This is a genomic window from Legionella jordanis, assembly GCF_900637635.1.
Lineage (GTDB): Bacteria > Pseudomonadota > Gammaproteobacteria > Legionellales > Legionellaceae > Tatlockia > Tatlockia jordanis.
Window position 1 is genome coordinate 2,271,109 of the sequence record NZ_LR134383.1, and the last position, 12,481, is coordinate 2,283,589.

Here is a 12,481-nt window from a genome sequence, read left to right on the forward strand (position 1 = left end):
ATGTTGGCATTTATTTAATCTGGTTGATAAATTGCAGCGATTCCTTTAACGAGGAACCATGGCACAAGAAACAAAAAAATTTTGAACCATTTGCTGCTGATTTTTTTTTAGACTAAACTCTCAATTTTGATTTCAAAGGATCACTGATGCGACAATTACATAAGTTTTGCTTGCTGCTTATTGCCATATGCCTTGGTACAAGTGTGCAAGCAGACAGCTCGTTTGTTCAGCGCAAAGACGTGCAAATGTTTATTAACAAAATGACCCACGATCACGGATTTAATAAAAAAGATCTAACCGCGGTTTTAAGTCAAGTTCAATTGCAACCGCAAATTATAGATTCCATGGAAAAGCCTTATGAGAAAAAAAGCTGGGATGTATACAAACAATTATTTTTGACCCAGGAACGTGTTCAGCAAGGAATTGATTTTTGGAAGAGTAACGCAAAAATACTGGAGAAAGCTGAAAAAAAATACGGCGTTCCTGCAAATATAATTGTAGCCATTCTTGGTGTAGAAACCTTATACGGCAAGAAGCAGGGGAATTATCGGGTTCTCGATGCCTTATCCACTTTGGCATTTAATTACCCCAAACGCTCTGCATTCTTTACCAAAGAGCTTGAGCAGTATCTTTTACTCTGCAAAGAGCATAAAGTCTCGCCAACTGAATACATGGGTTCCTATGCGGGTGCGATGGGCAAACCTCAATTTATGCCAAGCAGTTACCGTTATTATGCCGTTGACTTCACGGGCAATCCTAAAAAAGATTTAATGAACGATGATGAGGCAGTTATTGCAAGTATTGCCAATTATTTTAAAAAGCACGGCTGGCAAATGAATCAGGGAGTTGCACAACCTGCCAAAATTGAGGGCAATCTCTACAAACGAATCAATACCATGAACAAAGCAGCCGCCTATCCATGGCAACAATTGACGGCTGCTGGCGTCAAACCGCTCACCGCTGCTTTGCATCCTCCGAAAAAAGCAGGCCTGATTGAACTTAATAGCGAAAATGGTGCTGAATACTGGCTTGCTTATCCAAATTTTTACGTCATTACCCGTTACAACAATAGCCCGCAATATGCGATGGTGGTCTACTTGCTCGCTCAACAGTTAAAGCAACAATGGGCTGCTGCTACGGTTGTTAGAAAATACGCTTACGTGTAAGCTGCTTTTAACGCATCTTCTCCTTTCTCAATTCGCTTTTGGGAAAGGAGAACATTTTTTATCAGGGACGTCATGGCTACGTGCTTTCTTTTTATTGATCACTTCAATGAAAATGCTTGCTTGAGTTTAAGTCTTGACCAACTCGGTCAAGTGATAGCTCCCTTGGCTGAACGCAATATTCAAGAAATAAAAGCGCTGCAAAAGAATTGCCAGACTTTTGTCGTTTTACCCACTTCCTCGTTTAGCATCCATAAACTTCCAATGCCATGGATCAGCGAAAAAAAAGCTCGGGCAGCAATCCCCTTTGCGCTGGAAGATAAATTGGCGCAAAATTTTAATTCATTGCATTTTGCCTTCGACCGGACTCACTACAGCCATGGGGAATATCTCATTGTGGTGGGCGATAAAAACTATCTAGCCGATTTAATTGCAAAATTTGATGAACATGATCTTGATTTTGATCACATCAGCATTGACTGGTTTGGTCTCGCCCCACATGAGATTGCCATTCTGCCCTCTTATATACTGGTGAATGAAAAAGAGTTCCAGGGCGCTTTAGGTCAGGATCTGATGCCTTTGTTCTTCAACCCTCTTTCTGTGGAAAATCACTACAGCATTTTCAAGTTTGATGACAGCAATCCAGATTTAATACCGGATCATGGAGAGGTCATTGACACTCATCAATCTTCATACCTGTGGCTTGCACAGCGCCTGCAGAAAACAAAATCCATTAATCTTTGTCAAGGAGAAATGGCGCATGGCGGCACGCAAACGGCATTACGGCGCTGGTATCTGGCCGCCACTGCAATGACTGTAATTTGGCTGTTAAGCGTCCTGGGTTTTAATGCCTGGTCACTGCATCAAATCAATCAGGAAATGACTCATGTGGACAGTAAAATTGCCAATATCTATCATCAATTCTTTCCTCAGGCGCAACAAGTGGTAAGCCCAAAATTCCGCATCTCGCAATTGCTAAAAGCGAATCAAAATAGCAATGATCAAACCTTTTGGATTTTAACGAATACCTTGGCCAAATCCTTTAAGGCTGGAACCATAACTTTTGAGCAAATTCGCTTTCAAAACCAAATGCTATTGGTCACCTTGGCTACTGCCAATTTCGCTGAGCTCGAAGATTTACAGAATCGCTTGCAGCAAGCCAAAATCAAAGTGCGGCAAACACAAGCATCGACGGAGGAGAATAAAGTGATAGCTACTTTGGAGCTTAGCCTGTGATTAGCCATTATTGGAGTAACCTCAATGAGCGAGAACGCTGGATGTTGTCCATAGCGGCCATCTGCCTCATATTTTATCTGATTTATATTCTGATTTATTCGCCAATAACCTCGACTGTAGAAAGCAAAACCTCTCAACTTCGAGAAAAAAAAGAAACCTTGGCGTGGATGGAGCAAGTTAGTCGCCAACCCAAAAATAAAAAAACCCCGCAAGCAATTAATCAAGCCAAATTATTGGCTTTAATTGATAGTCAATTGAGCAACAATGACCTTCGGCCCTTTGTGCACCAGTTGCAGCAAATTTCCTCAGGCGACATTGAACTTACCTTTGAACAGGTACCATATATAGCCTTTCTGTCCTGGTTGTGGACACTAAGTAGCGATTACGCCATTACCTTAAAGCAATTAAGCGCCGAGCGGACTGAAACCGCGGGTGTTGTTAAAGTAATGGTTGTGATCGCTACCAAATGAGCTCATTGTGAAGAACTTTGTATTGCCCCCCAATTCTTAATGTTCGCACCTGCTTTTAATTCAGGAGGCAAACTATTAAGCGCTTTTTGCGCGTCTTCATAACTGTTATAACTGCCATAGACTCCCTTGTAGTAAGTCTGGCCATTGCTACCCTGGGATTGAATCTGGGCTGTTCGATCATTTTTTGGAGCTTTATACAATTGCTTCGCCACTTGAGAGGCTTTTTCCCCTTCTGAGATTTGAATGGTGTAACCTTGCGGGCTTTGTTGATTAACCCAGGTTCTATCAATATCCTTGAAAGAGGCGGGAGAATGATCAGGTCCGACGTGATAGGAATTGGGAACTCTCACTTGCCCTCTTTCAGCTCGATAATCATAATTATAATCAGTACCCACACTTTCATAGTAAAGATTGTTTTGGTACAGAAAGGCAGGTTCACTGCGATAATTGATGTATTTGCCGCTGTCTCCCATTGAAGTGCAAGCTGAAAGTCCGCTTACGCAAAGACAAACTACAAAGAATTTGTTGTTATTCATTTGAGTTCTCCCTTATCGTGCCTTTAATCGGATGATTTAATAGGCCCTTGTTATTTTACGGGATATTACTTTTATCTTTAAAAATTAAAAAAACTTTAGTGAATTCGTTGAATCCAGGCTGATATAACCAATTCAATGCCTTGGCAGAGTTGTTTTAAGGCAAATAATCGCATACATTATTGGATTTGCATGTTTAGTAGTTAGTATGTGGACTCATAGACGCTCTGGTCAAATTCATCAGCGAGGTCTCCAGGATCATCGAGATCCCTATGAAAGAGACAGAACCAGGGTCATTCATTCTCCGGCATTTCGTCGCTTGCAGCGTAAAACACAAATTTTAGGCACCGATGAAGGTGATTTTCATCGAACCCGCCTCACCCATTCCCTTGAAGTCGCCTCCATAGGACGCAGCATCGTTCGTAATTTGGCAATGAATCATGCTGGCAATGGGTTAAGCGGTTTACTCCCTAATGATGATTTAATTTCTGTGATTTGTCTTTTGCACGACATCGGCCATCCGCCTTTTGGTCATGGGGGTGAAGTGGCTTTGAACTATATGATGCGAAATCATGGAGGCTTTGAGGGCAATGGTCAAACTTTGCGTTTATTGACTAAAACAGAAGACAGTTATGGCCCTTACGGCATGGATTTAACCAGAAGAGCCTTGCTGGGTGTTATGAAATACCCGGTAAATCGTGCTCAAGTTGTGGCCTTTCAGTTACCGCAAGCGTCTACATCAGCGCATAAAACCATTCGGGTTAACGACTGGTTACCACCAAAGGCTTACTTTGAAAGTGAGCAAGAGGAAGTCAATTGGATTCTCTCACCCTTTAGCGAAAACGATAAAAGCCTCTTCCAATCCTTGCTTAAAGCACCCAAGCTAAAAGAACATGGCAAGGCTGCTTATCGAAGTTTCGATTGTTCAATCATGGATGCAGCCGATGACATCGCCTATGGAGTACATGATTTAGAAGATGCCATCCATTTACGCTTAATCAATCGCGAACAATTCGACGGTGCCATTTTTCGCCAGCTTTTGGCTGAAACCCCTTTGACAGAAACTCAAGACAGGCTCATTGATTCACTGTTTAGCCCTCGGGCTCATCAATGCAAACAAGCCATTGGTGAAATGGTTAATTATTTCATCACCGCCACTCGCATCACCATTAGCAATGAAGAATTCAAAGATCCTTTGCTTAAGTATAATTTGATGTTACTTCCTGAAGCGTCTGCCTTACTTAATTATTTAAAAAATTTAATTTACCAGCATGTGATTGATTCACAAGAAGCACGTACTTTTGAGTATGGCGGACAAACCGTGGTTTTGAGATTATTTGAAGCGATTAGCTCCAATGCCAGTACCTTGCTAGACAGCAAAAATCGTGAACTCTTTCAACAAGCTTCAGATGAAAAAGCCGCCTATCGTGTGGTTTGTGATTACATCGCCAACATGACTGATGAGTATGCCTATCGCATGCATGAGCGCCTATTTGGATTCAATACCCGAACTATCTTCGAGAGACTTTAGGGTTCTTATAAAAATATTAATTATCAAAATCCTCTGTGCAAAATAGAAGTCCAAATGTAAATAATGGATACAAATGCTTTCGGTTATTGTATAATATATTTACATGTTGATAGATTAATATTTTTTAAAAAGTTTCTGTATGCCAATAAATGAACTCAAGAACAAAGACATAGCCATAATAGGTGGAGGCTGGTACGGATGTTACCTGGCCTTATCACTCGCTAAGCTTGGCTGTAAAGTTACAATTTATGAGCGAAATAGCCAGATCCTCAGTGGAATTTCTGGCAAATTTGGTATTAGGCTACACAAAGGCCCTCATTATCCGCGCTCCCCAGCTACCCGCGAAAGCTGCCTGGAAACTTTCGAAAGGTTCTGTCAGGAGTTCCCGGAGTTCGTCGTTCCCCACTCACAATCCATCTATGCCCTTGGTAAAATTGATGCCTTAGGCCATGCCTCTAAAGTAGATAAGGAAACCTTTGAAACGGTTTGTCGTGAGTCGCCCGAGGCACAACACATTGACATGAGTGGTGAAGGTTATACTGATGAAATAGAAATGGCTATGAATCTAGACGAGCCCAGTATTATTCTCGGAGATCGCCTCCGTAATGCTTTTCTTAATAAATTAAAAGCAGCCGGTGTAAATATTGTTTGCAATTATAAAGTAACCGAGACTCGTAAAACAGAAACTGAGCAAACAGTAATCTGCGATGCCAATAACAAAGCTTCTGTACATGATTTTGTTATTAATGCCACCAGCTACCAAACGCTGATTCCGCAAGATTTGAAAGATAAATTTCCGGTAGCAATGGAAGTACGGTATCAACCTTGCCTGGCCTTGAAATACAAAGATACGCAACCCAAAAGCGACAAACCCTTTTCGGCCATTGTAATGGATGGGATGTTTCCCTGCATGATGCCGGTGGTTGATAAACCAAACTTCGAACAGGATTACATTCTGACCCATGGAGCCTATACCATTATGGCCTCCAGCGAAACCCCAGAGCAAGCTCGTGAAATTTTAAATTCCATTACGGACGATTACATCAAAACCATGATTAAGCCCCGAATTGAAGGCGAAGCCAAGCGTTTTTGGTCATGGTTTTCCACGACAGAACAAACGGGAGAACCTGGAGAACAAGCGCTAAACGGCTTGTCAGGCAAGCTGGAACAGCATCAGCCCGAAACCGGCCGCTTTGAATACTGCGGTTGGGCCGGAGAGGTTCTGGCCAAGATGAAAACGCAAACGGAATTTCGCGGCTCCATCGTATTTATGTATAACAACATCTTGTACTGTTTTCCTGGCAAGGTAAGCAATGTCTTAAATGTTGGTGATGAAGCGGTCCAGTTACTCCTGGGAGAAAATTGCATCACTGAAAACGGCATTACTTATGTCAAAAATGGAGTTTTGGACATGGCGCGGTATGAGATTCATTCCAAACCTGCCCCAGACGAACCTAATACCTGCACTTTGAATACCTTTGAACGTTTGAAAGAAATTAGTCCGCAGAAAGACAAACAGGAAAAGGAGCTCAGCAGCTCCTCCGTGGAAGAAATTAGTCCCACTGTGCCCGAGCAATTAAGCAGCATATCTGACAAAAGGGATACTTTCTTTTATACTAATCCTCCTAGTAGTTTTAATAATAATCAATCGGCTAACAACTGCACAAATCAGGTTAAAAATAAGCATCCAGCGAATAATTAACCATGCATATTAGGGAAGATTATGGTATTGCCAAAGAAACAAAGGGAAGATTTTGCCAATCAGGATAACTTAACCAATACCATAATCGATTATCTTCCTGCTCAAATTTTTTGGAAAAATAAAAGTTTAACTTACGTGGGCTGTAATATGGCTTTCGTAAATTCCCTAGGCTTGCATTCAAAAGAAGAGGTCATTGGCAAATCCGATTTTGAACTGCCTGTTTCTGAAGAGAACAGCCAAAGTTATCGGGCCGATGATCGTAAAATCATTGAAAACAAAGAGTCGAGAATTAATATCGAAGAATGTCAAAGACTCACAGACGGAACAGAACGAATTCTAAGTACAAGCAAAGTGCCACTTATCAATAAAAACGGTGAAGTCACCGGGGTCCTTGGCATTTACATCGATATCACTGATCGAATAAAAATGGAAAAATCTTTGGCGAAGGCTAAGGAACAAGCGGAGTTATCGAATCGGGCAAAAACCGAATTCATCACCAATATGAGCCACGATATCCGTACTCCTGTCAGTGGCATTATCGGTATTTCCAAATTACTGGAAGAGCGGCTTGAGGATCCGGAAGAGAAGCAATATGCGCATTGGGTGCATGAAAGTGGCGAGCAACTTCTCAGTCTGCTAAACAGTGTACTTGATATCATTGCTGCCAGTCAGAGCACTGAAAATCGTCTCGTGGAAGAAGAATTTGATCTATACCAGAGCATAAAAAACCTGATTCATCTTGAGTTGCCTACTGTGAAGCTTAAGCAATTGGATTTGGATATTGATTTTGATCCAGCCATCCGCAATGCCATCATTACCGACAGAACCAAACTTGTCAGGATTTTGCTTAATCTCATTGGTAATGCAATTAAATTTACAGACAAGGGTAAAATTGGCATCCAGGTTAAAAAAATTTCCGATGCAAATGATGAGCAATTATTGGAATTTGTAATCTGGGATACCGGCATTGGTATACCGGCGGAATTGCAACAACAAGTATTCGAACGATTTTTCCGAGTGAATCCATCTTATAAAGGAAAATACGATGGCCATGGCGTTGGCCTGCATATTGTTAGAAACTACCTCGAGCTCCTAGATAGTAAAATCCAGCTTGAAAGTGAACCCACAGTCGGCACTCGAATTAGTTTCAATCTGAAGGTGAAGCGAGGGAAAATTTTACCCGCTTTTGAATTCATGAGTGAGGAAAAAGATTCTCAAGAACCTAAACCACTATTTAATGGAAAGGCAAATATTCTTTTGGTAGAAGACAATACCGTTGCCTTACGCATCGCCGAATCTTTAATCACACAGTTAGGCTATCATTGCACCTCAACGATGGATGCCGAAGAAGCGATGAAATTAATCGAGGTTAACCGCTATGATCTAATCATCACTGACATCGGTTTACCTACCATGTCAGGACAGGAGCTTACTCATTGGCTTCGTTCACTTCCTCAAAACCATAAAAATTACAGTATTCCAGTCGTCGGCCTAACAGCTCACGCTGTCGAAAAAATTGAAGAAGAATGTTTGCAAGCAGGCATGAATAAGATTCTGACCAAGCCCCTTTCCAGAACTACACTACAAGAAATAGTAAGCAGTTTTTTGGCTCCTGCCCCTCATCAAGAGCAACAATTTTTGGGCTCAGATCTCCCGAATACAGAGACTGGGCTTTTCGAGTTGCAAAATTTTCCTCTACTCGATGCAAATATTGCCTTATCCAACTCCGGCTCTAAAGCTGCAATGCGCGAAATCTTGGAATTATTGCTTTTTGACAACCTGCAACAAGAAGAAAGCGCTCTTCGGAAAGCCCATGCGGACAACAACTGGACTAATGCTGAAAAAATTGCTCATAAACTAAAAAGCAGCGCTCTTTATTGCGGCACAGTAAAATTACAATATGCCTGTCAGTACTTTGAACGATATTGCAAGGCAGGTTACTCCAAGAGACGGCAAGATCTTTTTGAGCAATTGCTCACTGTCATTGCCGAGACCAAAATTGCCATTAAGAGTTGGCTGTCCTCATCTGAACAATAATTTTCATTGAGGGTTTTTATTCTTTATACGCATTTGGGGGAAGCCTTAAGCGCTCCGTCGCAAATAACAGTTTAAGTTTTACATCGTTGCTGGTTAGGCATCGGAAGGTGGCAGCGAGCCAATTCAATTCATTACAAAAAACGAAGATAGGCAGTTGGTCACCGAGCTGAAAATTTTGGATAAGTGGATTAACTATGCCAAATAGATGGCGTCCCCAGGGGGATTCGAACCCCCGTTACCGCCGTGAAAGGGCGATGTCCTAGGCCTCTAGACGATGGGGACCTAGATTAATAAATTATATAACGTTCACGCCAAAATGGCGTCCCCAGGGGGATTCGAACCCCCGTTACCGCCGTGAAAGGGCGATGTCCTAGGCCTCTAGACGATGGGGACCTGGAACGTTACCCATCATCAATTACTTGATGATGGTGGAGCTAGGCGGGATCGAACCGCCGACCTCTTGCATGCCATGCAAGCGCTCTCCCAGCTGAGCTATAGCCCCGAAATGAGAATCGAAGTTTAATGAGAGCATCTAAGACTGTCAAGCAATTTTTATGAAAATACGCATATTTATCACATCTTAAACGATGGAAATATTTAGCCATGTATTTCCTATTGCATCCAAATCTTGAAGAGATTTCCTTGAGATTGTGGATTTAAGATCCCTTTCCATTACTTAAGCTTGCGTTAATAAATTAACCATATAATGACGGTCTTTGCTTTTTAATCCCCTAGGATTCGTAATGAAATTAGAACAATTATTAGCACAAGTCACGCGTAATTATGAACAATTCCTACAAAAGAAAGACATCAAAGCTTTAGAAGACAACTTAAAACTTTTCGAAGAGGTTCCTGCGAAAGAAATTAAGAAATTGAATAAAGCAGGTCACCAGGAACTGCTTAATTGCTCTAATGTTCTTTTTACCATCGCTCAAAGTTACGTGGATTATGCCTATTCAATAAAAGAGGCCAGTGAGTTAAGTTCCATTAAAACTTTGCTAGGCAAAGCAAATGCATGTTACGAACATGTACTTAAAGCCATTTCCTTAATCCCTCCCTTTAACTTAGGCGAGCTTTCACAACAAAACCTCAAAGGCATTTTTTTACAGAAGAAACTCAATTTTCATTATGCTGAATTGAAGTTTTTTTTCATTCAAAAAGAATTAGCGGCTAATCAAGGAGCAAATGTTGTGGATGCCTTGAAGGAAGTAATTCAGAAATATAACGATTTTTCACAGTTGATTCTTAGTAATTATCGCAGAAATTACGATGAACATCTGGGACTTGGAACTGAATTCCGCAATCACATTCAAAACCGATTGGAAGAAGCAAAAGGCTTACTTGCTAAAATCCAAGCCCCAGAGCCCAAGCCGGCCACCAGGGAATTAACGGCAACCCGTGACCGTAGATTAGAAAAGCAAGCACAGAAAAAACGCAAGAAAATTATCATTCACGAAGAAAAGGAAATCCCGGCAAAAGAAAGTGCTAAAGCCCAAAAAGAAAAGCACAGCTCACGACCCAGAAAAAAAATGAGCAGCCAATTGCCAGCGCGCTCCCGGGAAGTTGAAGGCAGAGAAACTGCCCAGCCTTCTTTGGCGATGGATGAGGTTCATCAAAAAGCCACAACTGCCGCAACTGTCACAGAAAAAACATCTGATTCCCCAGAGCTCATGCAAATTGCCAGCGCCCTTACTCTTTTATCAACCCCAATGTCACCCGTTACTGAATTTCATTCAAACACTGGATTTCAATTTTCTGTTCACTCAAGCAGCGAATTAGCCCAAAAACCTGCAATTGATTATCGCAATGACAGCGAAAGCATTTATCAAAAGTTAGAGGAATGGAAAGAGTCTTACGCGAGAACTCATGCAACCATTTCCCAGGAAGGGCAAAAGGCTTTGAATTTTGAAAAATTAGGCCATGTGTTGCTTTTAGCAGCCCTGAAATCGCAAGAATCCAATGGACAATCCACAGTACCACATCCTTCGTTCAACCTGGCAATCTCATGTTTCCAAAGAGCCGCACAACTAGCCCCCGCGAGCAGGGATGGCCTAGTCCCAAACCCGAGTTTGAGGCTTGAAAAATTGTCGACACAGTATGCCGATTTATTGCACTGCTTTCTTCCTTTACTCAATCAAGGGAAGACCTCGCCATTGATTGCCTATAGCCATTTCAGCAAGAACATACCAAGCCCAGAAAGGTATCTGTTTACTTTTGGAGCGCTGTTAAATCAAAACCCTTTAATTCGCTTAAACGGAACCTCAGAAAAAGAGGCCGTCGAAAAAATCGTGGAATGTTTGTGTACACATTGTTCTCATCAGGATTACTCGCAAGTAATACGTTTCTGTTCGGATTCCTTTAGTGCAGCGAGCAAACACTTGGCAAAAATGTGGTAACAATTAATTTAGAAAACAAACAGAAAATGGATTTTCTGTTATGGATTAGTCTTAAACTGTAGTCATTGCATCTAGGAAAGGGTATGACCTCGAATTAATGTACTGTTTTGTTTCTTATAAATAATTAGCAAATTTCTGCCAGACCGATCAAACCTGCTTGATTAATACGCTCCCAAAATTGTTCCCACCGACCTTTGGTTGATATTAGCGCTCTTAAATGCAGAACCATTGAAATACCCTGATTTTTCCACTTCATTCCTGATTGGCAGAGGCGTTGTTTAATGAGAGTCTTGCAAGCCGCTTCGGTAACCCCCGAGCCAATGGGCAAATTGTTCATTTGATAAAAGTTATAATCCATTCGTTGCCTTTGATTTTTAAAATAAGTAATTGCACTTTTTAGTTTGTCAACAAGCCCCTGTTTTTGTCTATTGGGTAGCATGTTACTCATTTCACTAAGCAATTGGGAGGCTGCATTAAACTCATGTTTTAATCGGTGACAGGCTAAATCGAGCCAAATTTTCCGCAGTGAAGTATCGATTGGATGCATGGCATGAGAAGCTTGTGCAAGATATTCAGTTGCATGAAAAAAATCGAGCACTTGATATTGGGTATGGCTCTCTAAAAAATCCCAATTCACTCGTGCACCATCAGCAATACCCACATAGGTTGCGTTAGGGTATTGCAATTTAATGCGGTACACCTCTCGCTCAAGACGCTCCAAAAAGTTCGCCTTGCCATATTCTGGCGCTGCCCCTAAATAAATAGTATGCAATCGTTCTCCAATCTTATTATACAAAGTAATTGTTCCTGTCATGGCTTCTCGCCAACCTTCATTGACCATGAGCACACAAGTACCATCAAGACTCACAGATACCGTGCTAACGACGTCATCAATTTTAGGCGTTTCATACATCCAGTCTGCTTCCACAGCTTGAGCAATTGAGCCCACCACATCCACAATATTTTGTAGAAAAGAACGGGCTACTGGACGGCCATGATTGGTTTTAAAATCATCCATGACCTCTTGTGCACTGAGTTGTGAGTATTTACTAGAAACTTGTTTAGCAAAGCGTGGCGTTGAACTGATAAGAGTTCGTGCTCGTTCATCTAAAGGACAGTAGGTTTTTCCTCCAGATGAGGTTTGATAAACGTAACGCTCCAAATGAACAGCACCATAAGGTGTCTCATAACATTTTCGGACTTTCCCCTTGCTTGTCATCCGAACATTGCCTATTTGAATAGGTGCCCCAGTGGTATCAAACCGCTTTAATGCCTCTGCTGTTGCAAGACTCCCCACTTCATTGACTGCGGATTGAATGGCCTCCTCCATATTCAGCATGGAGCCATCAAGTTTAACCCGTACTTGCAACACTAATTCATCACCATTTACAGCAATCACTTCAGCCATATCAA

9 protein-coding genes and 3 tRNA genes are annotated in these 12,481 nt (G+C 41.6%); 7 read left to right on the plus strand and 5 right to left on the minus strand.

What is annotated here, in order from left to right:
• Positions 1–146 precede the first annotated feature (146 nt).
• The 3 genes from mltB (at position 147) to gspM (ending at position 2,869) form a co-directional block, all read left to right on the plus strand.
• The gene (gene mltB / locus EL203_RS10110) at positions 147–1,166 is read left to right on the plus strand and encodes a lytic murein transglycosylase B (protein WP_058472097.1); all 1,020 of its coding nucleotides are present in this window, start codon (positions 147–149) and stop codon (positions 1,164–1,166) included.
• A 72-nt stretch (positions 1,167–1,238) separates the two neighbouring features.
• Positions 1,239–2,399 carry a type II secretion system protein GspL gene (gspL, locus tag EL203_RS10115; RefSeq protein WP_058472096.1) on the plus strand — a complete coding sequence of 387 codons (1,161 nt, stop codon included), beginning with the start codon at positions 1,239–1,241 and terminating at the stop codon, positions 2,397–2,399.
• The gene (gene gspM / locus EL203_RS10120; RefSeq protein ID WP_058472095.1) at positions 2,396–2,869 is read left to right on the plus strand and encodes a type II secretion system protein GspM; all 474 of its coding nucleotides are present in this window, start codon (positions 2,396–2,398) and stop codon (positions 2,867–2,869) included. The genes gspL and gspM overlap by 4 nt, the downstream gene beginning before the upstream one ends.
• Positions 2,870–2,871: 2 nt before the next feature.
• On the opposite strand, the gene EL203_RS10125 is transcribed toward gspM, so the two are convergent.
• A complete protein-coding gene (locus tag EL203_RS10125; protein WP_058472094.1) occupies positions 2,872–3,405 on the minus strand; it encodes an SPOR domain-containing protein in 534 nt (177 codons plus the stop codon).
• Between the two features lie 205 nt (positions 3,406–3,610).
• Between EL203_RS10125 and EL203_RS10130 the strand changes: the two genes are divergently transcribed.
• From EL203_RS10130 to EL203_RS10140, 3 genes are all read left to right on the plus strand, one after another.
• The gene (locus EL203_RS10130; RefSeq protein WP_058472093.1) at positions 3,611–4,933 is read left to right on the plus strand and encodes an anti-phage deoxyguanosine triphosphatase; all 1,323 of its coding nucleotides are present in this window, start codon (positions 3,611–3,613) and stop codon (positions 4,931–4,933) included.
• A 139-nt stretch (positions 4,934–5,072) separates the two neighbouring features.
• Positions 5,073–6,635, plus strand: coding sequence for an FAD-dependent oxidoreductase (locus tag EL203_RS10135; RefSeq protein WP_058472092.1), 1,563 nt, complete (start codon positions 5,073–5,075; stop codon positions 6,633–6,635).
• A gap of 21 nt (positions 6,636–6,656) precedes the next feature.
• On the plus strand, positions 6,657–8,672 hold the full coding sequence (locus tag EL203_RS10140) for a PAS domain-containing hybrid sensor histidine kinase/response regulator (RefSeq protein ID WP_058472091.1): 2,016 nt from the start codon (positions 6,657–6,659) through the stop codon (positions 8,670–8,672).
• Positions 8,673–8,878: 206 nt separating this feature from the next.
• On the opposite strand, the gene EL203_RS10145 is transcribed toward EL203_RS10140, so the two are convergent.
• The 3 genes from EL203_RS10145 to EL203_RS10155 form a co-directional block, all read right to left on the minus strand.
• A tRNA-Glu gene (locus EL203_RS10145) sits at positions 8,879–8,954 on the minus strand.
• A gap of 35 nt (positions 8,955–8,989) precedes the next feature.
• Positions 8,990–9,065 (minus strand) — tRNA-Glu (locus EL203_RS10150).
• 33 nt (positions 9,066–9,098) lie between these two features.
• Positions 9,099–9,174, minus strand: a tRNA-Ala gene (locus tag EL203_RS10155).
• Between the two features lie 241 nt (positions 9,175–9,415).
• On the opposite strand from EL203_RS10155, the gene EL203_RS10160 reads away from it, so the two are divergent.
• On the plus strand, positions 9,416–11,068 hold the full coding sequence (locus EL203_RS10160; protein ID WP_058472090.1) for a hypothetical protein: 1,653 nt from the start codon (positions 9,416–9,418) through the stop codon (positions 11,066–11,068).
• 124 nt (positions 11,069–11,192) lie between these two features.
• On the opposite strand, the gene EL203_RS10165 is transcribed toward EL203_RS10160, so the two are convergent.
• Positions 11,193–12,476, minus strand: coding sequence for an ISKra4 family transposase (locus EL203_RS10165; protein WP_058472089.1), 1,284 nt, complete (start codon positions 12,474–12,476; stop codon positions 11,193–11,195).
• Positions 12,477–12,481: the final 5 nt, after the last annotated feature.

What these genes read in the sequence shown, in the direction of transcription:
- EL203_RS10135 (WP_058472092.1), top strand. Translation starts at nt 5,073, where the DNA reads ATGCCAATAAATGAACTCAAGAACAAAGACATAGCCATAATAGGTGGA.
- EL203_RS10160 (WP_058472090.1), top strand. Translation starts at nt 9,416, where the DNA reads ATGAAATTAGAACAATTATTAGCACAAGTCACGCGTAATTATGAACAA.
- EL203_RS10125 (WP_058472094.1), bottom strand. Translation starts at nt 3,405, where the DNA reads ATGAATAACAACAAATTCTTTGTAGTTTGTCTTTGCGTAAGCGGACTT.
- EL203_RS10140 (WP_058472091.1), top strand. Translation starts at nt 6,657, where the DNA reads ATGGTATTGCCAAAGAAACAAAGGGAAGATTTTGCCAATCAGGATAAC.
- EL203_RS10130 (WP_058472093.1), top strand. Translation starts at nt 3,611, where the DNA reads ATGTGGACTCATAGACGCTCTGGTCAAATTCATCAGCGAGGTCTCCAG.
- mltB (WP_058472097.1), top strand. Translation starts at nt 147, where the DNA reads ATGCGACAATTACATAAGTTTTGCTTGCTGCTTATTGCCATATGCCTT.
- gspL (WP_058472096.1), top strand. Translation starts at nt 1,239, where the DNA reads ATGGCTACGTGCTTTCTTTTTATTGATCACTTCAATGAAAATGCTTGC.
- EL203_RS10165 (WP_058472089.1), bottom strand. Translation starts at nt 12,476, where the DNA reads ATGGCTGAAGTGATTGCTGTAAATGGTGATGAATTAGTGTTGCAAGTA.